General features: G+C 64.2%; 22 protein-coding genes, 1 tRNA gene and 1 pseudogene. 17 read left to right on the forward strand and 7 right to left on the reverse strand.

Annotated features, from left to right (window positions below; translation table 11 throughout):
- The first annotated feature begins 132 nt into the window (after positions 1 to 132).
- The 6 genes and pseudogenes from ACVIIW_RS22010 to ACVIIW_RS22035 all read left to right on the forward strand — a co-directional run bounded on the left by ACVIIW_RS22010 (position 133) and on the right by ACVIIW_RS22035 (position 4,921).
- A complete protein-coding gene (locus tag ACVIIW_RS22010; protein ID WP_177242965.1) occupies positions 133 to 288 on the forward strand; it encodes a hypothetical protein in 156 nt (51 codons plus the stop codon).
- A 231-nt stretch (positions 289 to 519) separates the two neighbouring features.
- The gene (locus ACVIIW_RS22015; protein WP_092226734.1) at positions 520 to 1,194 is read left to right on the forward strand and encodes a response regulator transcription factor; all 675 of its coding nucleotides are present in this window, start codon (positions 520 to 522) and stop codon (positions 1,192 to 1,194) included.
- Between the two features lie 95 nt (positions 1,195 to 1,289).
- Positions 1,290 to 2,670: pseudogene (locus tag ACVIIW_RS22020) on the forward strand (sensor histidine kinase).
- Positions 2,671 to 2,738: 68 nt separating this feature from the next.
- Positions 2,739 to 3,650 (forward strand): IS1595 family transposase, encoded by a 912-nt coding sequence (locus ACVIIW_RS22025; protein WP_456700808.1) that lies wholly within the window; start codon positions 2,739 to 2,741, stop codon positions 3,648 to 3,650.
- Positions 3,647 to 3,883 (forward strand): hypothetical protein, encoded by a 237-nt coding sequence (locus ACVIIW_RS22030; protein WP_456700807.1) that lies wholly within the window; start codon positions 3,647 to 3,649, stop codon positions 3,881 to 3,883. Before ACVIIW_RS22025 ends, ACVIIW_RS22030 begins: the two co-directional genes overlap by 4 nt.
- Positions 3,884 to 4,282: 399 nt before the next feature.
- Entirely contained in the window at positions 4,283 to 4,921 is a 639-nt protein-coding gene (locus ACVIIW_RS22035; RefSeq protein ID WP_456700806.1) for a hypothetical protein, read from the forward strand.
- Positions 4,922 to 5,213: 292 nt separating this feature from the next.
- Here ACVIIW_RS22035 and ACVIIW_RS22040 read toward each other — a convergent pair.
- A tRNA-Ser gene (locus ACVIIW_RS22040) sits at positions 5,214 to 5,303 on the reverse strand.
- Positions 5,304 to 5,521: 218 nt separating this feature from the next.
- Here ACVIIW_RS22040 and ACVIIW_RS22045 point away from each other — a divergent pair.
- From ACVIIW_RS22045 to ACVIIW_RS22095, 11 genes are all read left to right on the forward strand, one after another.
- On the forward strand, positions 5,522 to 6,925 hold the full coding sequence (locus ACVIIW_RS22045; protein WP_456702646.1) for a hypothetical protein: 1,404 nt from the start codon (positions 5,522 to 5,524) through the stop codon (positions 6,923 to 6,925).
- 66 nt (positions 6,926 to 6,991) lie between these two features.
- Entirely contained in the window at positions 6,992 to 7,294 is a 303-nt protein-coding gene (locus ACVIIW_RS22050; protein ID WP_456702647.1) for a hypothetical protein, read from the forward strand.
- Between the two features lie 131 nt (positions 7,295 to 7,425).
- A complete protein-coding gene (ccmI, locus tag ACVIIW_RS22055) occupies positions 7,426 to 8,541 on the forward strand; it encodes a c-type cytochrome biogenesis protein CcmI (protein ID WP_456702648.1) in 1,116 nt (371 codons plus the stop codon).
- 37 nt (positions 8,542 to 8,578) lie between these two features.
- Positions 8,579 to 9,088, forward strand: a complete 510-nt coding sequence (gene ccmE / locus ACVIIW_RS22060; RefSeq protein ID WP_456702649.1) for a cytochrome c maturation protein CcmE — start codon at positions 8,579 to 8,581, stop codon at positions 9,086 to 9,088.
- Positions 9,085 to 11,067, forward strand: a complete 1,983-nt coding sequence (locus ACVIIW_RS22065; RefSeq protein WP_456702650.1) for a heme lyase CcmF/NrfE family subunit — start codon at positions 9,085 to 9,087, stop codon at positions 11,065 to 11,067. The genes ccmE and ACVIIW_RS22065 overlap by 4 nt, the downstream gene beginning before the upstream one ends.
- 4 nt (positions 11,068 to 11,071) lie before the next feature.
- Positions 11,072 to 11,554 (forward strand): cytochrome c-type biogenesis protein, encoded by a 483-nt coding sequence (locus ACVIIW_RS22070; protein WP_456702651.1) that lies wholly within the window; start codon positions 11,072 to 11,074, stop codon positions 11,552 to 11,554.
- A gap of 248 nt (positions 11,555 to 11,802) precedes the next feature.
- Entirely contained in the window at positions 11,803 to 13,380 is a 1,578-nt protein-coding gene (locus ACVIIW_RS22075) for a Do family serine endopeptidase (protein ID WP_456702652.1), read from the forward strand.
- 276 nt (positions 13,381 to 13,656) lie between these two features.
- The gene (locus ACVIIW_RS22080) at positions 13,657 to 14,337 is read left to right on the forward strand and encodes a response regulator transcription factor (protein ID WP_092226828.1); all 681 of its coding nucleotides are present in this window, start codon (positions 13,657 to 13,659) and stop codon (positions 14,335 to 14,337) included.
- A gap of 20 nt (positions 14,338 to 14,357) precedes the next feature.
- Positions 14,358 to 14,717, forward strand: coding sequence for a hypothetical protein (locus tag ACVIIW_RS22085; RefSeq protein WP_456702653.1), 360 nt, complete (start codon positions 14,358 to 14,360; stop codon positions 14,715 to 14,717).
- Positions 14,718 to 14,731: 14 nt separating this feature from the next.
- Positions 14,732 to 16,192, forward strand: coding sequence for an ATP-binding protein (locus ACVIIW_RS22090; protein WP_456702654.1), 1,461 nt, complete (start codon positions 14,732 to 14,734; stop codon positions 16,190 to 16,192).
- Entirely contained in the window at positions 16,189 to 19,164 is a 2,976-nt protein-coding gene (locus tag ACVIIW_RS22095) for a bifunctional [glutamine synthetase] adenylyltransferase/[glutamine synthetase]-adenylyl-L-tyrosine phosphorylase (protein WP_456702655.1), read from the forward strand. The genes ACVIIW_RS22090 and ACVIIW_RS22095 overlap by 4 nt, the downstream gene beginning before the upstream one ends.
- Here ACVIIW_RS22095 and ACVIIW_RS22100 read toward each other — a convergent pair.
- The 6 genes from ACVIIW_RS22100 to ACVIIW_RS22125 all read right to left on the reverse strand — a co-directional run bounded on the left by ACVIIW_RS22100 (position 19,159) and on the right by ACVIIW_RS22125 (position 25,494).
- Positions 19,159 to 19,434: a glycoside hydrolase family 3 C-terminal domain-containing protein gene (locus ACVIIW_RS22100; protein ID WP_456702656.1), complete on the reverse strand. Its 276-nt coding sequence runs from the start codon at positions 19,432 to 19,434 to the stop codon at positions 19,159 to 19,161. The genes ACVIIW_RS22095 and ACVIIW_RS22100 overlap by 6 nt on opposite strands.
- 73 nt (positions 19,435 to 19,507) lie before the next feature.
- Complete coding sequence (locus ACVIIW_RS22105; protein ID WP_456702657.1) at positions 19,508 to 19,747, reverse strand: formate dehydrogenase subunit delta; 240 nt, start codon at positions 19,745 to 19,747, stop codon at positions 19,508 to 19,510.
- Positions 19,731 to 20,564, reverse strand: a complete 834-nt coding sequence (gene fdhD / locus ACVIIW_RS22110; protein ID WP_456702658.1) for a formate dehydrogenase accessory sulfurtransferase FdhD — start codon at positions 20,562 to 20,564, stop codon at positions 19,731 to 19,733. The genes ACVIIW_RS22105 and fdhD overlap by 17 nt, the downstream gene beginning before the upstream one ends.
- 4 nt (positions 20,565 to 20,568) lie before the next feature.
- The gene (gene fdhF, locus ACVIIW_RS22115) at positions 20,569 to 23,442 is read right to left on the reverse strand and encodes a formate dehydrogenase subunit alpha (protein ID WP_456702659.1); all 2,874 of its coding nucleotides are present in this window, start codon (positions 23,440 to 23,442) and stop codon (positions 20,569 to 20,571) included.
- A gap of 10 nt (positions 23,443 to 23,452) precedes the next feature.
- Positions 23,453 to 25,009, reverse strand: a complete 1,557-nt coding sequence (locus ACVIIW_RS22120; RefSeq protein WP_456702660.1) for a formate dehydrogenase beta subunit — start codon at positions 25,007 to 25,009, stop codon at positions 23,453 to 23,455.
- A complete protein-coding gene (locus ACVIIW_RS22125; RefSeq protein WP_456702661.1) occupies positions 25,006 to 25,494 on the reverse strand; it encodes a formate dehydrogenase subunit gamma in 489 nt (162 codons plus the stop codon). The genes ACVIIW_RS22120 and ACVIIW_RS22125 overlap by 4 nt, the downstream gene beginning before the upstream one ends.
- Positions 25,495 to 25,639: the final 145 nt, after the last annotated feature.

Consider the following 25,639-nt stretch of genomic DNA (forward strand, 5'->3'; position numbering starts at 1 on the left):
TCGCTGCCCCTGCGGTTCGGGCCGATTCAGTCCCAAAAACCGGAACATCAAATCGGATCGGGCGTTGGCTTCCGACACTGGCTGCGAAGAACTCGCGGTCACCGGGGGCGGCACCGAGAGATTGAGGGCGTCATGGCAACCACGCGAGAGCAGAACCGGATCGTCGAAACCGCGACCGAGGCACGCCAGGGCGAACCCGGGCCCTCCGTGGCCGCGCTGCTCGCCATCTCGACCGGGCTTGCGATCCTGATTCTTGCCGTCATCTGGTTCGTATTCTTCAGGACCTGACGGCTCAAACAGCGGGAAGGGCGGACCTTCCGACCAGCCGCTATCGGCGGCACATTGCGCCCGCCATGCCTCCGGTCCGTCCGGTGGGCTGGCGGGCGTAGTCGCGTTTGTTCCTGACACGTCGTATATGACCAAAAAGTAACGCCGGTGGTTCCCCGCGTTCATATCCAGTTCACGCCGGAATTGATCATCTCTGGCAATCGATCGTGCAGTCTATTTCTGGAGAGAAGCGTGCGCCTGCTTGTTGTTGAGGACGACCCCGATCTCAATCGCCAGCTCACAAAGGCGCTGACGGACGCCGGTTATGTCGTCGACCGTGCCTTCGACGGAGAGGAGGGGCACTATCTCGGCGACAACGAACCGTATGACGCCGTGGTGCTCGACATCGGCCTGCCCAAGAAGGACGGCATCTCGGTGCTGGAGGCCTGGCGCCGCAACGGTCGCACCATGCCGGTTTTGATCCTCACCGCGCGCGACCGCTGGAGCGACAAGGTGCAGGGCTTCGACGCCGGCGCCGACGATTACGTGCCAAAACCGTTCCATCTGGAGGAGGTGCTGGCGCGCATCCGCGCGCTGCTGCGCCGCTCCACCGGCCATGCCCAGAGCGAACTCAGCTGCGGCCCCGTCACTCTCGACACCCGCACCGGCCGCGTCAGCGTGTCGGGCAATCCGGTCAAGATGACCTCGCACGAATATCGCCTTCTGGCCTACCTCATGCACCATTCCGGGCGGGTGGTTTCGCGCACCGAGCTGGTCGAGCATCTCTACGACCAGGACTTCGATCGCGACTCCAATACGATTGAGGTCTTCGTCGGCCGCATCCGCAAGAAGCTCGATGTCGACATCATCCAGACCGTCCGCGGCCTCGGCTATCTCCTGACCCCGCCGCCGACGCCGGGTGCTTGAGCGGTGTGGGCTTGACGGGCGGCCCGACACGGGCCTTGGTCCTTGATATGACCGCCGATGCCCTGCCACCACCTCGCGCCTCCGGGATCATTCCGATGCCCGCCAGCTCGCTTGCGAACCGCCTGTTCCTGTCGGCGACCGCCTGGCTCGTGGTCATTCTGGCCATAACCGGCGTGGTGCTGTCGTCAGTCTACAAGAATGCGACCGAGCGCGCCTTCGATCGCCGGCTCAACCTTTATCTGCGCACCCTCATCGCAGAGGTCGCAACCCCCGATGAACCGCCGGATCGCCAGTTCCAGTCGCTGGGCGAGCCCCTGTTCGAGCTGCCGTTGTCCGGCTGGTACTGGCAGATCACACGCACCGACACCGAGAAGCCGGAGGTGCGCTCCTCACGCTCTCTCTGGGACAAGAAGCTGCCGAAGCTGGAAGACCAGGGCGCCGAGCTCACCGCAGCCGGCATTCGTCTCGCTTACGTCGACGGGCCCGAGGGGCAGAACCTGCGCATGGTCGAGCGTCCCGTCGATCTCGGCGCCGACGGCAAATACCTTGTCAGCGTCGCCGGCGACGACACCGAGATCTTCGATGAGACACGCAGCTTCGACTACTATCTTGGCGGCACCTTCACCGCGCTCGGGATCGTGCTGCTGCTGACGACCGTGTTCCAGGTCCGCTTCGGCCCTCCTTGCGCCGCTCAAGCGCATCTCCGAATCCATCGCCGATATCCGCTCCGGACGGGCCGAGCGGCTCGAAGGCGAATTTCCGGTGGAGATCGCGCCGCTGGCGCGCGAGACCAATGCGCTGATCGATGCCAACAGGGAGATCGTCGAGCGCGCCCGCACCCATGTCGGCAATCTCGCCCATGCGATCAAGACGCCGCTGTCGGTGATCGTCAACGAGGCCGGCGCGCATGCCGCCGATCCGTTCTCGGCCAAGGTGATGGAGCAGGCCGATGTGATGCGTAACCAGCTCGCCCACCATCTGGAGCGCGCTCGCATCGCAGCCAGGGTCTCGATCGTCGGCACCGTGACGGAGGTTGCGCCGGCCATCGAGGCGCTGCGGCGGACCATGGAGAAGATCCACCGCGGCCGCGGCATCACTGTGGAGGCCAAGGCGGATCCGGCCGCGAAATTCCGGGGCGAGAAGCAGGATCTGGAGGAGATGGTCGGCAACCTCGTCGACAATGCCTGCAAATGGGCGGCCTCGCGCGTTCTCATCGAGGCGCTGGTGGAGGCCCCGACCCGTGCAGGCACAGGCCCCAGGCTGCGGCTCATCGTCGATGATGACGGGCGCGGCCTCTCCGAGGCCGAGCGCGCCCAGGCCTCCCGCCGCGGCCAGCGGCTGGATGAATCCAAGCCGGGCTCGGGACTTGGGCTGTCCATCGTGACCGACCTCGCTGCGCTCTACGGCGGCAGTCTTTCGCTCGGCAGCGCGCCGATTGGCGGCTTGCGGGCCGAGCTGGTGCTGCCCGGAATATAATGGGACCTATATACCAGTTGACACAGAACTAAAATTCCCCTATCTTTCTCATCATAAGGGGAAAGCAGATGCTCACGCAGTTCAAAACTCTGACCGATCTGATGATCGCCTTTCAGGACCCACAGACTGCGATTGACCATTTCACTGCCATCCGTTGGCCGGAAGGCGCGGTCTGCCCCTACTGCGATTGCGCCAAGACCTACACTCTGAGCCGGAAGAACAAGTTCCGATGCTCGGATTGCCTGCGCAATTTCTCGGTGACTGTCGGCACTATCTTTGAGGATACCAAGCTCCCGCTGCGCGTTTGGTTCGGCGCGATCTGGCTGATCACCAACCATCCGAAAGGGATTGCTTCAACCACGTTGGCGCGGGACTTGGGGATCACTCAGAAGTCAGCCTGGTTCGTTCTGCATCGCCTGCGTCACGCCGCGCGCACTCGCTCGTTCAATAAGCCGCTCACTGGCGTTGTTGAAGTGGATGAGACCTACGTGGGCGGCAAGGCCATCAACCGTCACAAGCGCCGCAGTGGTGCTGGCGGCGGCCCGAAAGACAAGACGCCGGTCATTGGCGCGGTCGAGCGCGATGGCGAGATTGTCGCCAAGGTTCTGCCGATCGCCAACAAAAAGACCATGCACGAGTTCGTCAATGAGACCGTGGCGAAGGATGCGACCATGCTCGCGACCGATGGCCATCCTGTCTACCAACGCCTTGAGGGCTACCAGAACCACGAGATCGTCAACCATCAGCATGGCGAGTACAAGCGCGGCGAGGCTCACACAAACAGCATCGAAAGCGTTTGGGCGCTTCTTAAACGTCAAATCGTCGGTACCCACCATTGGGTGAGCGAAAAGCATCTGCAACAGTACGTGCAGGAAATGACTTGGCGGCTCAATCGGCGTAGCATGACGGCGGCCGAACGCATGAACGACTTGTTCGAAGGCGTTGCCGGGGCGCTCCCGTACAAGGTTCTGATCTCGTGAAAAAGACGAAGATTCGAAGTCAGCCGCCAGAGCCGCCGTTCGGTCTTGATATGCCGTTTGACGAGGCTCTGAAGCGCTTCATCGGGACCGATCCGAGGGAAGTGCAGGCCAACATCGACAAGTCTAAAAAAAAGAAACCGCCGGGCACGAGGCCCGGCGGCAAGAAGGTAGATCAGAAAAACGTCGTCTCCTTACGCAGCCGAAGGATGCGGAAACGAAATGACGGTGGCTGATCCGCAACGCTGAGGCCAGCGCCGCCAGTGTCCGCGCACGTGTTGAACTTTGCCATCACGCACGCGGTAGTAAGTTTCGACCCAAACCTTTGGCATGGGTGTTCCTTTTCAAGTGTGACGTTACGCACACTTGAGCCGATGAGCAGGAAGTGGTATATTCCCCAACGGAACTTAGGGGGTCACTTCCTGCTTCCATCCGTTGCGGTAGTGCTACGGACACCGCTTCGGAACCTAAACATCGGCTCGCTCTGGGGACTGCAATTCCCCTCGGCGAGCCGAAGTCGTTTAGGACGGCGTTCATCAATATACCGGCGAAGATACACTTTTCAAAACTGAATCTGGTTCCGCTTGCACGTATCCACCGCATTGCAGTACAATGGGTGAACACGGAGAGGCGCTATGTCCGATCATGTCCTAGATAATGCCCAAAGACGGCGCGACGAGATCGCCGCCGAGATTAACAAGCATAATCAGAAGCTTGAGGGACTACGTAAAGAACTGGCGGCGGTGCAAATCTTCATCAATAGCTGGCACCACTTCGCGAACATCCGGGCAACTACGGATACAAATGAAGATACCAATCCCCGTAATTCACCGGATACTGATCACGGGCATTTGAAGGAAGATGTAATGATCGGGACTGCTTTCGCTGGGCTTCTGGCTAATGCCAAGGTCGATTCGCCGCCGTTACCGCCGCCAAAGACGACTCGCAAAAACCCAGACCGAGCTGAGGTTGGCCGCTTAGCACAGCAGATCATCCGAGAGCGCGGCAAGCCGGTCACGCGTCGAGAACTGATGGAAGCCCTGAACCAGCGCGGAGTAGTCATCCGCGGCAAGAACCCGGATATGGTCCTGAGCACCATGATGTGGCGAATGCCGCAGGACTTCATCCGTCTCGCGGGGCACGGCTATTGGCTTCGTGAACTTCCATATTTGGCTGCTGAATACGAGGGCGGGCGTCCTCCTCATCTTGAGGACGAGGAGCCGGACATGTTGCAGATCACTATCCTCGATCCGGAAAGCGTGTCGGATGCTTAAACAACAAAACCCCGCCTTTTGAGCGGGGTTTTGCGTATTAAGACTCGCGTCTCCAGCTGAGCTAGAAGCCCAACAATGTCACGGCGACACGGGCAAGCCCGGTGGTGTTGTCATCCATGACGCAGTGAATCATATAGACCACGATTTTCGTGAACAAGGGGTGAAGGCTAGATACGTGCCTGTACGGCAAACGTATCTGAAGAAATAAAAAGAAAGAAGGAAGGGAACTTGGGAGAGAGGAGTGGGGCGAGTTATGTGGCACCTCGCCCCGTATTCCTAGCGTCCAGAGAACTGGAGACGCGAGTGGGAGTCGAACCCACTACCCCACCACAGGGTGCTACGGTTTTCAAAGCCGACCCGTTCACCGTTCCGGCATCGCGTCACCGAGCAATGTAGGACGCGATTCGATAAAAGTCTACCTGTGTCAACTCGTATATAGGTCCCAATATAATCCTCTGTTCCCAAACCGCTATTTGGGCTGTCGGGCGAAACCGGAGAGGTTTCGGAGCGACTTCCTCAACGGCTTCTTAAGGCGCGCCCGCCTATGATCGGGGCGGGACGCATCCTACGTCGCCAGTTTACCGTGCATTACCCGGGCGCATGAGCCAGACATCGATCGAGCGGCTGAGGGACTATCTCGCGCAGCTCCCGCCGCAGGCGCAGGCGCTGCTGATGCGGGAGTTCGAACGCGCGCTCGAGCGCGGCCAGGACACGGCTGTGGCGACCTTGGTGCTCGAGCAACTTCGCAAGATCGTGCGCAAGACGGAGGCCGACGAAGCAGCGCCGCCGCGTACCGACGACCTGTCACGGCTGCTGTTCCGGATTGTGGAACCGTTCCTGGTCGAGGCCGGCGCTCCGATCCGTGTCGGCCAGATCCGGCGGTCCTCGTTGAATCCGATCTGGCAATGGCTTGGCCGCGACGGTGCCCCGGACAAGATCAACGAGTTCGAAGCAGTCCTGGCGCGCATGCCGGCAACTGACAGTTCGGGCCAGGTCGAGGCACTGACGCTCAAGCTCCAGGCCGTGGCTGCGGACGCCATCTTCCAGCTGACGGGACCGGGCGGCGGCGACAAGTCGCGCGCGCTCGCCCGCGTCGGTCCGCCCAACGTGATCGAGGATCTCTATTCGATCGGCGCGGTGCTCGCCGTTCGCGAGGCCATGGCCACGCTGAACGAAAAACTGCCGCGCTTCCTGCGTACGTTCGGCGATCCCCAGATCGCCTCCGTGACGTCTGCGCTGAATATTCCCGTGCTTCAGACCCCGCAGATGCTGCCCTTTGCGCTATCGCTCGTCGTCCAGCGCATGACCGCGCCGTGGCAGATCATTCGTCTTGCCATCAAGATCGCCGCCTCCGATGACGAGATCCGCGTCGCGGCCACGCCCTATGGCGTCGCCGTCACGATGGCCCTGCACGATCTGTCCCGCGTGGCCGCCAATCTGCGCATGGACATCAAGCGCGGCCATTTCGAGACGGTCGCCGACAATCTCAAAGCGCTGCACGACGGCGTCCGCGGCCTGCGCACGGAGCTCGACCTGCGCAACGATTCCCCCTGGGGCAAGCAGCTGACCTCGATCCGCGCCGACATCTCCAACGCCCTGCAATCGGAGATCGACAGTGTTCCCGGCCGCGTTCGCCGCATCCTGCGCCAACGTCCGGAGAAGGACATTCCGCCGGGCGCCCGGGTCGATACCACAGAAGTCGAGGAAACCGTCGCGCTGATCGACTTCGTCGCCACCTGTCGCAACTATGCCAGCGAGCTTGCGATCAACGAGGTGACGCTGCGTACCTATTCCGACCTGCAGCAATATGTGGAGCGGTCGACCGAGCAGGCGGTGCAGTCGCTGCGCGGCGCCGATCACAAGGTTCGCACCTACCGTCAGCAGCAGGTGCAGGCCGCGATCCGCTTCTGCCAGGTGCTGTTCGGCGACGATTACGCCTCGCTGATGAGCCGTGCCGCGGAGAACGCGGCCACGGGCGAGCGAAAATCGACGCGCGCAAGCTGATCCAGGTGCATTTTATTGAAATCACAATTTCTAATTGACGATGCCAGGTGAGGGCCCTACGGTCCCGTGCAAGTTTTTGGAATTGCTATCTGCGGGCGCATGAAACCCATTATCAGCTCCATCGAAATCGAAAACCGTATCATTGTTGCCAAATATCAGCGTCTGATGGTCGGCGCGAAGCTGGTGCTGGTCGAGAAGGCAAGCGGTCGGCGGCTGCCCGAGACCGCCACACGGATCACATCCCAGGTTCCGCTTGGCGCGCTGCGCATTCGCCTGCCCGACGCAATCGCGCCCGGAACATACTTCCTGAAGGCCATCAACGGGCACGGCGAGGACGCCGCTCGAAGCGCCGACTTCGAGATCATCTAAGCCGTTGGATTGTCACCATTTCGGGACTGTGTGCGCTCGCGCCAAATTGACAATTGTCAATTGCCGCATTGTCCGGCCGTGGTGTAAAGCCACCTGTAGGCGCGGATCGCGCGCCCCCGGAAGCTTGCCAGATGACGCTATGGTTCGTGTTCGCGCTGATGACGGTCGCGGCGATATTCGCCGTGCTCTGGCCGCTCGGCCGTGGCGGACGTCCTGACACTCAAGGCAGCGAGGTCACGGTCTACAAGGACCAGCTGGCCGAGATCGAGCGTGATCTCGCCGCGGGACTGATCGCGCGACCCGAAGCCGAGGCCGCGCGCGTCGAGATCAGCCGCAGGCTGCTCGCCGCCGCGGGCAGCGAGGCGGAGCTGGTGTCGACCTCCAGTCTGAAATGGCGCCGCGCGGCTGCCGTGCTGGCGCTGATCGGTCTGCCTTTGGCGGCGGTGGGGATCTACGTTCCGCTCGGCTCGCCCGCGCTTGGCGACTTCCCGCTGGCGCAGCGCGAGCGCGGGGCCGGCTCCAACATGGCGCAGTCGCTCGAGAACCTCGTCGAACAGGTCCAGCAACACCTGGAGAAGAATCCAACCGATGGCCGCGGCTGGAACGTGCTTGCGCCGGTGCTGGAGCGGCTCGGCCGCTTCGACGAGGCCGTGCGCGCCTATCGCAATTCGATCACCTATAACGGCGAGAGTGCGGAGCGCCGTTCCGACCTGGGCGAGGCGATTGCAGCCGCAGCCAGCGGCGTGGTGACGGCAGAAGCCAAGACCGAGTTCGAGCGCGCGCATGCGCTCAATGCCGACGACCCCAAGGCGAACTACTTCCTGGGCCTTGCTGCCGAGCAGGACGGGCGCAGGGATGACGCGGCCGATATCTGGCGCGCGCTGCTGGCGAAAGCACCGGCGAATGCGCCGTGGCGCCCCCTGGTACAGACCTCGCTCGCGAGGGTCGGGGGTGGCGGCGTGACGATGCCGGCACTGTCCGACGAGACCATCGCGGCTTCCAGGGACATGAACGACGGTGATCGCAACGCGATGATCCGCGGCATGGTCGAACGCCTCGCCACGCGCCTCAAGCAGAACGGCGACGACGTCGAGGGCTGGCTGCGTCTGGTACGCGCCTATCTGGTGATGGGCGATCGCGACAAGGCCATGGGCGCCTCGGCCGATGCGCGCCAGGCGGTCGCGAAGGATTCCGAGCGGCTGCGCCAGCTCAACGAAGGCCTCAAGACTCTCGGGCTCGACGGATGACGGTTGCAGCACGAGACGAGCGGAGAACCGATACGCCATGACGCGCAAGCAGCGACGTATGATCATCATCGGCGGTTCGCTTGCCGTGCTCGCGCTCGCGGCGGCGCTGGTGCTCAACGCGTTGCGCGACTCCATCGTGTTCTTCTCGACCCCGACCATGGTGGCCGAGAAGCACGTTCAGCCCGGCAAGCGTTTTCGCCTCGGCGGATTGGTGCAGCCGGGTTCGCTCCAGCGCGGCGACGATCTCGCGGTGACGTTTGAAGTTGCCGATGGCGGTGCCAAGCTGCCCGTCGCCTACAAGGGCATCTTGCCCGATCTGTTTCGTGAAGGGCAGGGCGTGGTCGCCGAGGGCGCGCTCGACGCCAATGGCGTATTCAAGGCCGACACCGTGCTCGCCAAGCACGATGAGACTTACATGCCCAAGGACGTCGCAGACGCCCTGAAGAAGCAGGGGCACTGGAAGGACGATTACGGCGCCAAAGCTTCCAACGGCATCACGCCTGCGGCGACGACCGCGCAGGGCAATTCGCAGGGAGCCGTGCGGTGATCGCGGAAGCCGGACATTACGCCCTGGTGCTGGCTCTCGCGCTGGCATTGATCCAGTCCATCGTGCCTGTCATCGGGGCGCGTTTGCGCGATCCCGCGCTGATGAACGTGGCGCGCTCCACGGCGCTCGCACAATTGCTGTTCGTCGGTGCCTCGTTCGTTGCGCTGGTGACGCTGCACGTGATCTCGGATTTCTCCGTCGCCAACGTCTACGAGAACTCCCACTCCATGAAGCCGTTGATCTACAAGATCACCGGCGTGTGGGGAAACCACGAAGGCTCGATGCTGCTGTGGGTGTCGATCCTGGCCCTGTTCGGCGGGCTCGTTGCGGCTTTCGGCAACAATCTGCCGCTGTCGCTGCGCGCGCACGTGCTGGCCGTCCAGGCCTGGATTGCGAGCGCCTTCTATCTGTTCATCCTGATCACCTCCAATCCGTTCCTGCGCATCGTCAATCCGCCGATCGAGGGGCGCGACCTCAATCCGGTGCTTCAGGACATTGGTCTGGCCGTGCATCCGCCGATGCTCTATCTCGGCTATGTCGGCTTCTCGATCTCGTTTTCCTTTGCGATCGCGGCGCTGATCGAGGGGCGGATCGATGCGGCCTGGGCGCGCTGGGTGCGGCCGTGGACGCTGGTCGCCTGGATTTTCCTGACGCTCGGCATCGCGATGGGATCCTACTGGGCCTATTACGAGCTCGGCTGGGGCGGCTGGTGGTTCTGGGATCCGGTCGAGAACGCCTCGCTGATGCCGTGGCTCGCCGGCACTGCGCTGCTGCATTCGGCGCTGGTGATGGAGAAGCGCGACGCGCTGAAGGTCTGGACCATCCTTCTTTCCATCCTGACCTTCTCGCTGTCGCTGCTCGGCACTTTCCTCGTGCGCTCGGGTGTCATCACCTCCGTGCACGCCTTCGCCAATGATCCGACCCGCGGCGTCTTCATCCTGCTGATCCTCTGCCTCTTCATTGGCGGCAGCCTGTCGCTGTTCGCGGCTCGCGCGACGTCGTTGAAGCAGGGCGGCCTGTTCGCGCCGATCTCGCGCGAGGGCGCGCTGGTGCTGAACAATCTTCTGCTCACCGTCGCCTGCGCAGTCGTGCTGTTCGGCACGCTGTATCCGCTGGCGATGGAAGTGCTCGCCGATTTCAAGATGTCGGTGGGCGCACCGTTCTACAATCTCTCCTTCGTGCCGTTGTTCGCTCTGCTGCTGATCGCCGTCCCGTTCGGGCCGATGCTGGCGTGGAAGCGCGGCGATTTGCTCGGGGTCACCCAGCGCCTGCTCGCGGCGGGCGTCGCTGGCCTCATCGTGGTTGCCATTGTCTGGGCTTGGACCCGTGGCGGCAGTGCGCTCGCGCCGTTGGCCATCGGGCTTGGTGTCTTCGTCGTCGCTGGCGCCGCAACCGACCTGACCGAGCGAACCGGCCTGTTTCGCCTGCCGTTTGTCACGGCGCTGCACCGCGCCCGCGGCCTGCCACGTTCGACCTGGGGGGGCGCCCTTGCGCATGCCGGTCTGGGCATCGCATTGATCGGGATCGTCTGCGAGACCACGTGGAACAGCGAATATATCGCGACCATGAAGCCGAACGACGTCGCGCAGGTGGCTGGCTATGATCTGAAGCTCGACGGGCTGCTCGAGCGGCAGGGGCCGAACTACCGCGAGATGGTCGCCAAGTTCAACGTCAGCCGGGGTCGCGATGCGCTCAGCGTCATGACGCCGTCAAAGCGCAGTTTTACCACGCGCGGCTCCTCGACCACCGAGGCTGCGCTGCTGACCCGCGGTGCGAGCCAGCTCTATATCTCGCTCGGTGACGTCACCGCTGATGGCGCGATCGCCGTGCGCATCTATCACAAGCCGATGGTGCTGCTGATCTGGTGGGGGCCTGTGCTGATGGCATTCGGCGGCATGCTGTCGCTGTCGGACCGGCGCTTGCGCGTCGGCGCGCCGAAACCGGCGCGGGCCAGGCAACGCCTGCAACCGGCGGAGTGAGCCGATGCGCCGGATGATGGCCGCGATCGTTGCGCTTGTGCTGCTGGCTGCGCCTGCGGTGCATGCCGTGCAGCCCGACGAGATCATGTCGGATCCCGTGAAGGAGGCGCGCGCGCGCGAATTGTCGCGCGAGCTGCGCTGCATGGTCTGCCAGAACCAGTCGATCGACGATTCCGATGCGCCGCTCGCGCGCGATCTGCGGCTGCTGGTGCGCGAGCGCATCGCAGCGGGCGACAGCAATTCCCAGGTGCTGGACTTCCTGGTCGCGCGCTACGGCGAGTTTGTGCTGCTGAAGCCGCGCTTCGAGCGGCAGACCATGCTGCTGTGGCTGCTCGCGCCTGTGCTGCTGGCTGCCGGCGGGCTTGCGCTGTGGTGGCAAAACCGGCGCCGCGCGCGAAGTGGCGCTGATGGTGCAGCATTGCCGCTCACGCCCGACGAAGAGGCGCGGCTCGCCGCCCTGACGTCCGACGACGCCACATCGCGGTAACGGCCTCGGCTCGTTGGCGTCAGCGAACCGGCGACAAGAGCGCTTCGGCGGCGGTTGCCGGAACCCTCATAAGTTCCTGAAAATCTGCGCTTTTTTAACCTGCGCCAAACTGCCGCAGCGCTGGCGGCCTTCATTACAAAAGTTTAACCTCGCAGCCAGCCCACGGTAAGGCGGAGATCCCCATGTTCAGGTCCGTAAGGTGCCGCTGTCAGGCATCGCATGAATTTCAAGGCCCTGGAGACCTCCGTATGACCGACCGTCCCGACCTCACGAACCTTCCGTCCTACCGGCAGCCCCGCCGTTCGGTGTTTTCCGCGCGCAGAATTGCGCTGATGGCCTCGGTCGTCGCCGGTCTCGGCGTCGCCGTTCATGGCTTCAGCCCGTCGACGTCGCCCGCCGATTTGTTCTCCAGCCCGGCGCATGCGCAGGTCAACAACGAGGTCAAGAAGGTCGAGCGTCCGATCGGCTTTGCCGACATCGTCGAGCGGGTGAAGCCCTCGGTGATCTCGGTGAAGGTCAACATCAAGGAGAAGACCGCGAGCAATGATGACGGCGATGATTCCGCCTCGCCGTTCCAGCCAGGCTCGCCGATGGAGCGCTTCTTCCGTCGCTTCGGCGGTCCTGATGGCATCCCCGGTCTGAAGGGCGGCCGTGGCCGCGTCGTGCAGGGCCAGGGCTCCGGCTTCTTCATCTCGGCGGACGGATTTGCCGTGACGAACAACCACGTCGTCGACGGCGCCGACAAGGTTGAGGTCACCACAGACGACGGCAAGACCTACAGTGCCAAAGTGATCGGCACCGACCAGCGCACCGACCTTGCCCTGATCAAGGTCGAGGGCGGCTCCAACTTCCCATTCGCGAAACTTGCCGACGGCAAGCCGCGGATCGGTGATTGGGTGCTCGCGGTCGGCAATCCCTTCGGCCTCGGTGGTACCGTGACCGCCGGTATCGTCTCGGCCAGCGGCCGCGACATCGGCAACGGCCCGTATGACGATTTCATCCAGATCGACGCCCCCGTGAACAAGGGCAATTCCGGCGGTCCGGCCTTCAACACCGACGGCGAGGTGATGGGCGTCAACACGGCGATCTACTCGCCTTCCGGCGGCAGCGTCGGCATTGCGTTCTCGATTCCCGCCAACACGGTGAAAAGCGTGGTCGCCCAGCTCAAGGACAAGGGCTCGGTCAGCCGTGGCTGGATCGGTGTGCAGATCCAGCCCGTGACATCCGACATCGCCGACAGCCTCGGCATGAAAAAGGCCGAAGGTGCGCTGGTGGCCGAGCCGCAGAAGGATGGCCCGGCTGCAAAAGCTGGCATCGAATCCGGTGACGTGATCACGTCGGTCAACGGCGAATCCGTCAAGGATGCCCGCGAGCTCGCCCGCACTATCGGCGGCATGGCGCCCGGCGCGTCCGTGAAGCTCAACGTTCTGCACAAGGGGCAGGACAAGGTCGTGAACCTCACCCTCGGCCAGCTGCCGAACACGGTCGAGGCCAAGGCCGACACCGATAACGACAGCGGCAGGGGCGCGAGCAAGGGCACCGATGTGCCGAAGCTCGGCATGACGGTTGCGCCCGCCAACTCCGTCGCCGGCGCCGGCAAGGACGGCGTTGTGGTCACCGAAGTCGATCCGAAGAGCGCCGCGGCCGAGCGCGGCTTCAAGGAGGGTGACGTGATTCTCGAAGTCGGCGGCAAGAGCGTGAGCACTGCCGGCGACGTCCGCGAGGCCATCAATACGGCCCGCTCCGACAACAAGAACAGCGTCCTGATGCGCGTGAAGAGCGGCGGCCAGTCGCGCTTCGTCGCGGTGCCCATCGCCAAGGGCTAAGGCGCCTCAGGAGGCTTACGAAATGAAGGTGTCGCCGGCATCAGTCGCCCCCGCCGTCGGCACTCTTCCGGGGAGCAGCGCAACGCTTGCTCCCCGCGCCTACCTTCCGGTGGAATTACGCCCCCCTCCGTCGGAAGGCCTAGGGCGGTGAGGTCCCCCCAGCTTCACCGCCCGCCCTTTTTGCCTGGCCAGGTCTGGTTCGCCTGGCTTGCATGCGATTGCCGCTCGCGCCATGTTTAGAGAAGGTTGACCTCCTTGACCGCCGCCGAACGCACGATGCGCCTCCTCATCATTGAAGACGACCGCGAGTCCGCCGACTATCTCGTGAAGGCGTTTCGCGAGGTCGGGCACATTGCCGACCACGCCGGCGACGGCGAGGAGGGCCTCGCCATGGCCGAGAACGGCGATTACGACGTGCTGGTGGTCGACCGCATGCTGCCCAAGCGCGACGGGCTGTCTCTGATCGGTGCGCTGCGCGACAAGGACGACCCGACGCCAGTGCTGATTCTCTCCGCGCTGGGCCAGGTGGACGATCGCATCAAGGGACTGCGCGCCGGCGGCGACGACTATTTGCCGAAACCGTATTCGTTCGCCGAGTTGCTCGCCCGCGTCGAAGTGCTGTCGCGCCGCCGCGGCGGCCCGGCGGAAGACACGCTCTACCGTGTCGGCGACCTCGAGCTCGACCGGCTCTCCCACCGCGTCGCCCGCGGCAAGGACGAGCTGACGCTGCAGCCGCGGGAATTCCGCTTGCTCGAATATCTGATGAAGCATGCCGGACAGGTTGTCACGCGCACCATGTTGCTGGAGAACGTCTGGGACTATCATTTCGATCCGCAGACCAACGTGATCGACGTGCACATTTCGCGGCTGCGCTCCAAGATCGACAAGGGATTCGAGCGGCCGCTGCTGCACACGATCCGCGGCGCCGGGTACATGATCCGTGACGGCATTCGGTAGAGAAGGTGGCTTGAGCTCTGATGCCCCACCAACTGGACCTCTTCCTTCGGGAGCTAAGACAGACCGTCGAGCGCGAAATCGATGAGTGCGTCTACGACGTGCCTAAAGGTGCGCACGGCAATCCGTGGTCTCCCGAAAAAGTGGAACGGGAGCTTCGTGTCTTCAGGGAGGCGCTTGTTGATCCTTATTGGATCGAGGTTGTCGACGACGTCAAGACGAGAAGGTCCTGTGTTGCCGTCGCGGACGACAAGAAAAGCTATCTGCTTGTCTTTGAGCCCGAAGATCAGAAATTCATGCTTGTCACGAAGAGTAAGCTGAGTAGCGATTTGATCAGTTTTGGCGTCGTTGGCGATGCAGTCGGCTGCTTTCTGTCGCGATAGTCGGGGTATGATCCGTGACGGCATTCGGTAAACTCGTCCGCACCACGGCATTCCGGCTGACGCTGGTCTATCTGCTGCTGTTCGCGATGTTCGCCGCCTCGCTGCTCGGCTATTTCGCCTGGAACACGCGGCGGCTGATCACCGAGGAGATCACCCAGACGGTCAATTCCGAGACCGCGGAGATCAACGAGATCTACGGACGCCGCGGCCTGTTCGGCCTCGTGCGCACGATCGAATATCGGGCGCTGCGACCGGGCGCCAATCTCTACCTCGTGACCACGCCGACCGGACAGGCGGTCGCCGGCAATGTCGGCTCGCTGGCCCCTGGCGTGATGGCGACGCGCGGCTGGTCGGAGACCGCCTACCGGCGCCTCGAGGATGCGGATGACCGCGACCATCGCGCGCTGGTGCGCGTCACCGAATTGGAAAACGGTTTCCGTCTCCTGATCGGCCGCGACCTCGCCGAGCGGCGACGCTTGTTCAGCATCGTCGCCAAGGCGGCGCAATGGTCGATCCTGATCGTCGTCGTGCTTGGTCTCGGCGGCGGCGTCTTCGTCGCGCGCCGGGTGCTGACGCGCATCGACGCGATGTCAGGTACGGCGCATCGCATCATGACCGGAGATCTCAGCGAGCGCTTGCCGGTCGGGCGCAGCGGCGACGAGCTCGACCGCCTCGCCGAGAACCTCAACGCCATGCTGGAGCGGATCGAGGCGCTGATGGCGGGGTTGAAAGAAGTCTCGGACAACATCGCCCACGACCTCAAGACGCCGCTGACGCGCCTGCGCAACCGCGCCGAGGAGGCGCTGGCGAAATCGGGTTGCGAGACCGATTATCGCGCGGCGCTGGAACGCACCATCGAGGAATCCGACGGGCTGATCCGTACCTTCAACGCGCTGCTGATGATCGCGCGCGCGGAGTCCGGCCAGGCGCGCGGCAACATGGATGATTTCGATGCGGCCGATGTCGCCGGCGGAATCCACGAGCTTTACGAGCCGCTCGCCGAAGACGACGGCATGACCTTGAAGGTCAAGACCCAGGCTGCACCCATTCACGGCAACCGCGAATTGATCAGCCAGGCGCTCGCCAACCTCGTCGAGAACGCGATCAAGTACGGCAAGCCCGCCACCCAGTCGGCGGGGTCAGTGATCAGCATGGACGCACGTCAGATCACGATCGAGGCCAGGCGCGAAGGCGATCAGGTGCTGCTGAGTGTCACCGACCACGGCCCCGGCATCCCCGAAGCCGACCGCAAGCACGTCGTCGAGCGGTTCGTGCGGCTGGAGGCGAGCCGCACCATGCCGGGCTCGGGCCTCGGCCTCAGTCTCGCGTCTGCCGTCGCCACCTTGCATGGGGGCGAATTGCGGCTGAGCGACGCGCAGCCCGGTCTCGTCGCCACGCTGCTGCTGCCGGCGCGCGCCGGTGCGGGCGACAGGGTTGCTCCTCCAGTAGCGGATGTGCCACAGAAGGTGGCATGAACCACTCCGCGCCGGGAAACGCGGACAAGCATGGTGAGAGCCTCGCCGCCCGCTTCGCGGAGGCTCCCCATATTGCCGCTTCCGCATCAGACGAACGACGTTTTGAAAGTTGGCTGACCGAACTCGAGCCCGCACAACGGGCCCGTGTTGAAGCGCTGCTGGTCCATCGCTTTGCCCGGCCTGTTCTCTGCGGAATCGCGGAATTCTCGCCTTATTTGTTTGATCTGATGCGCGCTGATCCATCGCGCCTGGTCCGGCTGCTCGAATGCGAACCGGATACGCATCTCGCTACGTTGATCGCGGAAGCGAGGGCCGCTGTGCTGGCCGCACCTGACGAAGCCGAGGTGATGCGTCTGCTCCGTCGCATGAAGGCGGAGGCGGCGCTCCTGATCGCGCTGTGCGACATCGGCGGGGTCTGGCCGGTGATGCGGGTGACGGCCGCGCTGACCGACCTCGCTGTCTCCGTGGTGCAGGCTGCGCTCCAATATTTGCTGCGACAGGAAGCCGCACGTGGAAAAATCCAGCCGCCGGATCCGGAGGCGCCGGAAGAGGGCTGCGGCCTGATCGTGCTTGCCATGGGCAAGATGGGTGCGGGCGAGCTGAACTATTCCAGCGACGTCGATCTGATCGTGTTCTTCGACCCCGATTCCACGACGCTCGCGCCAGACATCGAGCCGCAACCGTTCTTCGTCCGGGTGACACAAGGCATGGCGCGCATCCTCCAGCAGCGCACCTATGACGGTTATGTGTTCCGGGTGGACCTGCGGCTGCGGCCCGATCCCTCCTCGACCCAGGTCGCGATCTCCCGCGACGCGGCGTTGAACTATTACGAGCGGGAAGGGCGCACCTGGGAACGCGCCGCGATGATCAAGGCGCGGGCCTGCGCCGGCGATCCCAAGGCAGGCGAGGCGCTGCTGGCCGAAATCGCGCCCTTTGTCTGGCGCAAGCATCTCGATTTCGCCGCGCTTGCCGATGTGCACGATATGAAGCGGCAGATGCAAACCTACCGCGGCCAGAGCGAGATCGCCGTCGAGGGCCACAACGTCAAGGTCGGCCGCGGCGGTATCCGCGAGATCGAGTTCTTCGCCCAGACCCAGCAACTCATCGCCGGTGGCCGTAATCCGGAGCTGCGGGTGCGGCCGACGCTCGCCGCGCTCGACATTCTCGCGTCCAGCAACTGGATCACGGATTCCGCACGTGACGAGTTGACCATCGCCTACGAATTCCTGCGCCGGGTCGAGCATCGCCTCCAGATGATCGCGGACGAGCAAACCCATGCGCTGCCTGAGGACAAGGAGGCGGTCGAACGTTTCGCCTGGTTCTTCGGGTATGAGAGCCGCGAGACGTTCGCGCGCGATCTGCTGCGCCAGCTCGAGATCGTCCAGGGCCATTACGAAAAACTGTTCGAAGGCGACGATCCGGCCGGCTCAGCGAGCCTGCCCCCGATCGACTATCGGGCTGGCCCGGACGATCCGCGCCTGCTTCAGCATTTGGCAACGCTCGGCTTCAAGAAGCCCGCCGCCGTGGCGCAGACCATCTGCGACTGGCTCATGGGCGACTATCGCGTGTTCCGCAACGAGCAGACGCGGAACGCCTTTGTCGAGTTCGTGCCGGCGCTGATTGACGGTCTCGCGCATGCCGAGGAGCCGGACCGCGCCGTCGTGGCGTTCGACCATTTTCTCCGGGCGCTCCAGCGCGGCGGCCGGCTGATCACGCTGCTCGGCCAGAACCGCGACCTCGTCGCGCTCGTGGCTCTCGTGCTTGGCGCGGCGCCCCGCTTGGGCGAGATGCTGGCGCGGCAGCCGCAGCTGATGGATGGCCTGATCGATCCGCGCTTCTTCGGCGCGATGCCGAACAAGCAGGAATTGTCGGCGCGGTTGGCGACCACGGTGCAGGACGCGAGCTCCTACGAGGAATTTCTGGACCGCCTGCGTCTGTTCGGACAGGAGAGCCTGTTCCTGATCGGCACGCGCATTCTCTCGGGCACCGTGTCGGCGCAGCAGGCGAGCACGGCCTTTGCGGATGTCGCGGAAGGCATCGTCGACACCGTGCACGGCCTCGTCGCCGAGCGTTTCGCCGACCAGCACGGGCGGATCAAGGGCCAGCAGACCGCCATCATCGCGATGGGCCGGCTCGGCAGCCGCGAGATGACGGCGTCCTCGGATCTCGATTTGATCCTGCTTTACGATTTCGACAGCGACAATCCGGACTCCGACGGCGAGAAGTCGCTCCAGGGCGCGCATTATTTCGCGCGTTTCACCCAGCGTCTGATCAGCGCCTTCACCACCCGCACCAATTACGGCGTGCTCTATGAGATCGACATGCGGCTGCGGCCCTCGGGGCGCGCAGGTCCGGTGGCATCGAGCCTCGTCTCCTTCGCGGACTACCAGGCCAATGAGGCCTGGACCTGGGAGCACATGGCATTGACGCGCGCGCGCGTGGTCTCGGCGTCGCCCGAATTTTCTGCGCGGATCGAGCGCATCATCCGAGAGGTCCTGACCCGCCGCCGCGACCCCGTGATCACCGCCAACGACGTCGCCGACATGCGTCGTGCCATCGCACAGGAGAAGGGCGAGACCGACCATTGGGACCTGAAATACGCCTCCGGCGGCATGGTCGATATCGACTTCATTGCGCAATATCTCCAGCTCGTGCACGCCCATCACAAGCCTGACATTCTCGACGTCGGAACGGTGCAGGTGCTGGAAAATGCCGCAAGGCTCGGCGTGCTGTCGCACTCGGAAGCGGAAATCCTGCGCGCGGCGGCGCGAATCTATCACGATCTGACGCAGATCCTGCGGCTCTGCGTCAGCGACCGCTTCAAGCCGGAGACGGCGGGCACCGACCTTCAGCGCGTGATGGCACGCGCCGGCGACGCGCCGGATTTCTCCTCGCTGGAGGCGCGGGTGCGGGAAACGCAGGCCGAGGTGAGAAGGGTATTCCGGGAGATCGTGGAAGGTGGCGCTTCATAGGCCGAGGCATTGCATCGCCGAGCTGCAGCGATCCATCGACGCGTCCAAGTTCTCGTCTTTGGCTGGACAGGTGACTGGCAGCCGGCCGCTCGGATTGACGTCGCCAAACAGGACCGCGGCCAAGGCCGCAGCGCCGTGCGATCGAGCCATGGCCGGTCGTCGGCGAGAGCTTTGCCGGCGGTCCAGCTGAGTCCAAGTGCAAGCCAGGTCGCAGCCGTCAGGCGCATCGCGATGGGGCGAAGCCGGATGTTCCGCGTCATGAAAATCCATCCTCGTGGCGGGTCCCAAAAGGATGGGGCATTCAGCCGAGAAAAGGAAGCGCAGCGCGAGCTGCGGCGCGTGTTCAGTGCGCTTCCGGAAGGGACGTCGTCTGCTTGAGCGAGGTCAGGGCTTCGAGCACGTTCGGCTCGAGGCCCGCGCCGCCGGCATCGAGATGTGCGAAGATCGCGCGCTTCATGCGGGGATCCCAGAACTTTTTGATGTGGTCGGCGATCCCAGGCACGGCCTTGTCGTGGCCCTGGCTGCGAAAAAACGTACCGATCTGGTTGGCCATGTAGATGAGGCGGTCAGCAGGCGACGACATCAATAATCTCCGGAGCACGATGAGCCGTGATGCGGCCCTGGTGCGTGAACGCTTCAAACCCGTCGCTGCGGGCAATTGCAATCAGCGTGATGCCGGCCGCAGCCGCGGTGCGCACGGCAAGCGCGGTAGGGGCGGAGACCGCGACCATGACGGGCGCACCGATGGCGGCCGTTTTCTGCACCATCTCGACCGAGACGCGGCTCGTCAGCAGCACGACCCCGGTGCTTGCGTCCGTCCGGCTGCGCGCCAGCGCGCCGGCGAGCTTGTCGAGCGCGTTGTGACGGCCGACATCTTCGCGCAGCGCCACGATGCCGTTCGAGGCCGACCAGAAGGCGGCTGCATGCACCGCGCGGGTCTGCATGTTGATCGATTGCAGGGGCGCGATCGCCTGCATCGCCGTCATGATCTGTTGTGGCGCGAAGGTCTGCCCCTGCGGCACGACAGCGGCGGGCCGCACGGCCTCGGCGATCGACTCGACGCCGCAGATGCCGCAACCGGTGGGACCGGCGATGTGGCGGCGGCGTTCGCTGATGCGTGCGGCGTTGTCCTGCCCGAGCCACATGCGCAGCTCGATGCCGTCATCGAGGCGAACGACATCGAGGGACTTGATGTCGTCAACCGATCCGATGATGCCCTCGTCCAGGCTGAAGCCGACGGCGAAATCTTCCAGGTTCTGCGGCGTCCCCATCATGACGGCGTAGGTGCCGCCATTGTAGGTCAGCGCCAGCGGCGTTTCCTCAGGGATCAGCCGCGTGCCTTCGGACGTGACACCGTCGCGCCAGATCTCGCGGTCGAGGGCCTGGACCGGCACGTGCATGCGGCTACTCCGCGGCCTCGGCGGGCGCGATGCGGCGGGACTGCCGGGCCTGCTCGTCGTAGCTCTTCTGCCAGTCGGACGGGCCGTTCGAAGGCGAGATCTGCACCGCCGTCACCTTGTATTCGGGACAGTTGGTCGCCCAGTCCGAATAGTCGGTCGTGATCACGTTGGCCTGCGTGTCCGGATGATGGAAGGTGGTGTAGACGATACCAGGCGATACGCGGTCGGTGATCTCCGCGCGCAGCGTGGTCTCGCCGGCGCGGCTCGCCAGCCGAACCCAGTCGCCGTCGCGCACGCCGCGCAACTCGGCATCGTGCGGATGGATCTCCAGCCGATCCTCGGCGTGCCAGACCACGTTCTCGGTGCGCCTTGTCTGCGCGCCGACATTGTACTGGCTGAGGATGCGGCCTGTGGTGAGCAGCAGCGGGAAGCGGGGGCCGGTGCGCTCGTCGGTCGCGACATATTCGGTGATGATGAACTTGCCCTTGCCCCGGACGAAACCGTCGATATGCATCACCGGCGTGCCCTCCGGCGCCGTCTCGTTGCAAGGCCACTGCACCGAGCCGAGCTCGTCGAGCTTGGCGTAGGAGACGCCGGTGAAGGTCGGCGTCAGGGCCGCGATCTCGTCCATGATCTCGGAGGGATGGCTGTAGTTCATCTCGAAGCCCATCGCCTTGGCAAGGCCGATGGTGACCTCCCAGTCGGCCATGCCGTTCTTCGGCGACATCACCTTGCGGACGCGCTGGATACGGCGCTCGGCATTGGTGAAGGTGCCGTCCTTCTCGAGGAAGCTCGAGCCGGGCAGGAACACGTGAGCGTAGTTCGCGGTCTCGTTGAGGAAGAGGTCGTGAACGATGACGCATTCCATCGCCGACAGCGCCGCCACCACGTGCTTGGTGTTGGGGTCGGACTGGAGAATGTCCTCGCCTTGCACGTAGAGGCCCATGAACGTGCCTTCGATCGCGGCATCGAACATGTTGGGGATGCGCAGGCCCGGCTCGGGGTTGAGCTTGACGTCCCACATCGCCTCGAACTGCTCGCGCACGGCATCGCCCGCGATGTGGCGATAGCCGGGTAGCTCGTGGGGGAACGAACCCATGTCGCAGGAGCCCTGCACGTTGTTCTGGCCGCGCAGCGGATTCACGCCGACGCCGGGTCGGCCGATGTTACCGGTCGCCATCGCAAGGTTGGCGATCGCGATGACGGTGGTCGAGCCCTGGCTGTGTTCGGTGACGCCGAGGCCATAATAGATCGCACCGTTGCCGCCGGTGGCGTAGACGCGAGCCGCTTCGCGCAACGTTTTCGGATCGACGCCGGTGAGGATGGCGGTGGCTTCCGGGCTGTGCTTCGCTTGCGTGACGAAGGCGGCCCATTCCTCGAACTCGCTCCAGTCGCAGCGCTCGCGCACGAAGGCTTCGTCGACGAGGCCTTCGGTGACGATGACATGCGCCAGCGCGGTGACGACCGCGACGTTGGTGCCGGGCATCAAGGGCAGATGCAGCGCCTTCACGTGCGGCGATTCCACCATTTCAGTGCGTCGCGGATCGATCACGATCAGCTTGGCGCCCTGACGCAGCCGCTTCTTCAGGCGGGAGGCGAAGACGGGGTGAGCCGAGGCCGGATTGGCGCCGATGATGACGGCGACATCGGTGTCCTCCACCGAGTCGAAATCCTGCGTACCGGCTGACGTGCCGAAGGTGACCGAAAGCCCGTAGCCGGTCGGCGAGTGGCAGACGCGCGCGCAGGTGTCGACATTGTTGTTGCCGAAGCCGGCTCGGATCAGCTTCTGCACCAGATAGGTTTCTTCATTGGTGCAGCGGGACGAGGTGATGCCGCCGATGGCATCGCGCCCGTACTTCTTCTGGATGCCGCGCATCTTGGCCGCGGCAAACGAGAACGCTTCGTCCCAGGACACTTCCTTCCAGGGATCTTCGATCCGTTCGCGGATCATCGGCTTGAGAATGCGTTCCCCGTGGTTGGTGTAGCCCCAGGCAAAGCGTCCTTTGACGCAGGAGTGGCCGCGATTGGCCTTGCCGTCCTTGTACGGCACCATGCGCACCACTTCCTCACCGCGCATCTCGGCCTTGAACGCGCAGCCGACGCCGCAATAGGCGCAGGTGGTGACCACCGAATGCTCGGGCTGGCCGATCTCGATGACGGACTTCTCCGTCAGCGTCGCAGTCGGGCAGGCCTGCACACAAGCGCCGCAGGAGACGCATTCCGAGCCGAGGAAACTCTCGCTCATGCCGGGCGAGACGCGGCTGTCGAAGCCGCGGCCGGAGATGGTCAGCGCGAAGGTGCCTTGCACTTCCTCGCAGGCGCGGACGCAGCGGGAGCAGACGATGCATTTGGACGGATCATAGGTGAAGTAGGGATTGGACTCGTCCTTCGGCATCCAGGCGGCATTTATCTCGCCGTCGGACTTGGCGAAGACGTGGTTCTCGCCCTCATAGCCGTAGCGCACCTCGCGCAAGCCCACGGCGCCGGCCATGTCCTGCAATTCGCAGTCGCCATTGGCGCCGCAGGTGAGGCAGTCGAGCGGATGGTCGGAGATGTAGAGCTCCATCACGCCCTTGCGCAGCTGCTTCAACCGCTCGCTCTGGGTGTGGACGACGAGGCCGTTCATCACAGGCGTGGTGCAGGAGGCCGGGGTGCCGGCGCGGCCCTCGATCTCGACGACGCAGAGCCGGCAGGAGCCGAACGCATCGACCATATCGGTCGCGCAGAGCTTTGGAATCTGGTGGCCGGCATCCATCGCGGCGCGCATGATCGAGGTACCCTCGGGCACCGTGACCTCATTGCCGTCGATGGTCAGCGTCACCATCGTTTCCGACTTGGAGCGCGGCGTGCCGAAGTCGATTTCTTCGATCAGGGACATGGTCGTTCTCCTATTCCGCGGCCTGAAGCGTGGTCGGGGCCGGGACAAAATCCTCCCGGAAATGCCTCAATGCGCTGAGCACGGGGTAGGGCGTGAAGCCGCCGAGTGCGCAGAGCGAGCCGAACTTCATGGTGTTGCAGAGGTCTTCGACGAGCGCCAGGTTTTCGGTGACCCGCTCGCCGCGGATGATCTTGTCGATGGTCTCGACGCCGCGGGTCGAGCCGATGCGGCAGGGCGTGCACTTGCCGCAGGACTCGACGGTGCAGAACTCCATGGCGAAGCGCGCCTGCTTGCGCATGTCGACGCCGTCGTCGAAGACGACGATGCCGCCATGGCCGATCAGGCCGTCGCGCGCGGCGAAGGCCTCATAGTCGAACGGGGTGTCGAACAGCGCGCGCGGAAAGTAGGCGCCGAGCGGGCCGCCGACCTGCACGGCGCGAACCGGTCGGCCTGTGAAGGTGCCGCCGCCGATATCATCGACGAGTTCGCCGAGTGTCACGCCGAACGCGGTCTCGAACAACCCACCGTGGCGGATGTTGCCGGCGAGCTGAATCGGCATGGTGCCGCGCGAGCGCCCCATGCCGAAATCGGCATAGGCCCTGGCGCCTTCGGCAAGGATGAAGGGGATGGCGGCGAACGACAGCACGTTGTTGATGACCGTCGGCTTGCCGAACAGGCCGTGATGCGCCGGCAGCGGCGGCTTGGCACGCACCAGGCCGCGACGGCCTTCGAGGCTTTCCAGCAGCGAGGTCTCTTCGCCGCAAACGTAAGCGCCGGCGCCGACGCGCACTTCGATATCGAAACTGCACGTCGAGCCGCCGATCTTGTCGCCGAGATAGCCGCCCCGCCTTGCCGCTGATATCGCGGCCTTCATCGCTTCGACCGCGTGCGGATATTCGCTGCGGATGTAGATGTAGCCCTTGGTGGCGCCGACCGTGATGCCTGATGTCGTCATGCCCTCGATGACGAGGAAGGGATCGCCTTCCATGATCATGCGGTCGGCGAAGGTGCCGCTGTCGCCTTCGTCGGCATTGCAGACGATGAATTTGCGATCGGCCTTGGCTTGCGCGACCGTCTTCCACTTGATGCCGGTCGGGAAGCCGGCGCCGCCGCGTCCGCGCAGGCCTGATGCCGTTACTTCGTTGAGGATCGCGTCCGGGACCAGCGACAGCGCGCGCTCGAGACCCTTGTAGCCGCCATGGGCACGGTAATCCTCGAGCGAACGCGGATCGATCACGCCGCAGCGGGCGAAGGTGAGGCGGGTCTGGCGCTTCAGCCAGGGAATTTCGTCCGCAACGCCGAGCCGCAGCGCGTGCGGTCCGTCGCTCGCCATGGACTCGAATACGGAGGCGACGTCTTCTGCGCTGACCGGGCCGTAGGCGATGCGACCCTTCAGCGTTGCCACCTCGACCATCGGCTCCAGCCAGCAGAGCCCGCGTGATCCGGTCCTGATGATCTCGACCGGCAGGCCGCTGATGGCCGCGACCTGCTCGAACGCGACGGCAATCTCATCGGCGCCGACGGCAATGGCTGCGGCATCGCGAGGAATGAAGATCTTCATGTTCATCGCTGCGCCTCCGCGACCAGCGCGTCGATGCGCTTCTCGTCGAGCCGGCCAACGAGGCGGCCATCGAGCATCGCGGACGGCGCGGTCGCGCACAGCCCGAGGCAGTAGATCGGTTCCAGCGTGACGCGATCATCCGCCGTGGTGTTGCCGAGCGAGACCCCAAGCTTCGCCTCGGCGCGCGCTGCCAGCGCATCGCCGCCGGCGGCCTGGCAGGCCTCCGCGCGGCACAGCTTCAGCACATGGCGGCCGGCCGGCTCGTGGCGGAAGTCATGGTAGAAGGTGAAGACGCCGTGGACCTCGGCGCGCGACAGGTTCAGCGCCTGCGCCACCATGGGAATCGCGGCCTGCGGCACGTAGCCGAATGCCTCCTGAAGCGCGTGCAGAATCACCAGGGTCGCGCCTTCCTGACCGGCATGTTCGGCGATGATCTCCGCGCCGCGCGTCTCTTCCCAAGAGTCGTAACAAGGCTCGTAAACCGCTGTCATTCTTCGTTCTCAAATTGAGCGTCCGTTCCGCGCAAACTATTTGGAATCGTTCGAAGATCAATAAAGCTGTCTCATGCTGCGATTGCGAATTCAGATCGATTGGAAACCGCAATCGATCGATACGATCAGGTAATGAAACTTGAAT

This window comes from Bradyrhizobium sp. USDA 4449 (assembly GCF_054056275.1).

Bases quoted from the DNA above. Each gene is read 5' to 3' on its own strand.
- ccmI (WP_456702648.1), top strand. From the start codon at position 7,426: ATGACGCTATGGTTCGTGTTCGCGCTGATGACGGTCGCGGCGATATTC.
- ACVIIW_RS22035 (WP_456700806.1), top strand. From the start codon at position 4,283: ATGTCCGATCATGTCCTAGATAATGCCCAAAGACGGCGCGACGAGATC.
- ccmE (WP_456702649.1), top strand. From the start codon at position 8,579: ATGACGCGCAAGCAGCGACGTATGATCATCATCGGCGGTTCGCTTGCC.
- ACVIIW_RS22125 (WP_456702661.1), bottom strand. From the start codon at position 25,494: ATGACAGCGGTTTACGAGCCTTGTTACGACTCTTGGGAAGAGACGCGC.
- ACVIIW_RS22085 (WP_456702653.1), top strand. From the start codon at position 14,358: ATGCCCCACCAACTGGACCTCTTCCTTCGGGAGCTAAGACAGACCGTC.
- ACVIIW_RS22100 (WP_456702656.1), bottom strand. From the start codon at position 19,434: ATGGATTTTCATGACGCGGAACATCCGGCTTCGCCCCATCGCGATGCG.
- ACVIIW_RS22025 (WP_456700808.1), top strand. From the start codon at position 2,739: ATGCTCACGCAGTTCAAAACTCTGACCGATCTGATGATCGCCTTTCAG.
- ACVIIW_RS22045 (WP_456702646.1), top strand. From the start codon at position 5,522: ATGAGCCAGACATCGATCGAGCGGCTGAGGGACTATCTCGCGCAGCTC.
- ACVIIW_RS22095 (WP_456702655.1), top strand. From the start codon at position 16,189: ATGAACCACTCCGCGCCGGGAAACGCGGACAAGCATGGTGAGAGCCTC.
- fdhD (WP_456702658.1), bottom strand. From the start codon at position 20,564: ATGCACGTGCCGGTCCAGGCCCTCGACCGCGAGATCTGGCGCGACGGT.
- ACVIIW_RS22010 (WP_177242965.1), top strand. From the start codon at position 133: ATGGCAACCACGCGAGAGCAGAACCGGATCGTCGAAACCGCGACCGAG.
- ACVIIW_RS22080 (WP_092226828.1), top strand. From the start codon at position 13,657: ATGCGCCTCCTCATCATTGAAGACGACCGCGAGTCCGCCGACTATCTC.
- ACVIIW_RS22075 (WP_456702652.1), top strand. From the start codon at position 11,803: ATGACCGACCGTCCCGACCTCACGAACCTTCCGTCCTACCGGCAGCCC.
- ACVIIW_RS22105 (WP_456702657.1), bottom strand. From the start codon at position 19,747: ATGTCGTCGCCTGCTGACCGCCTCATCTACATGGCCAACCAGATCGGT.
- ACVIIW_RS22120 (WP_456702660.1), bottom strand. From the start codon at position 25,009: ATGAACATGAAGATCTTCATTCCTCGCGATGCCGCAGCCATTGCCGTC.
- fdhF (WP_456702659.1), bottom strand. From the start codon at position 23,442: ATGTCCCTGATCGAAGAAATCGACTTCGGCACGCCGCGCTCCAAGTCG.
- ACVIIW_RS22070 (WP_456702651.1), top strand. From the start codon at position 11,072: ATGCGCCGGATGATGGCCGCGATCGTTGCGCTTGTGCTGCTGGCTGCG.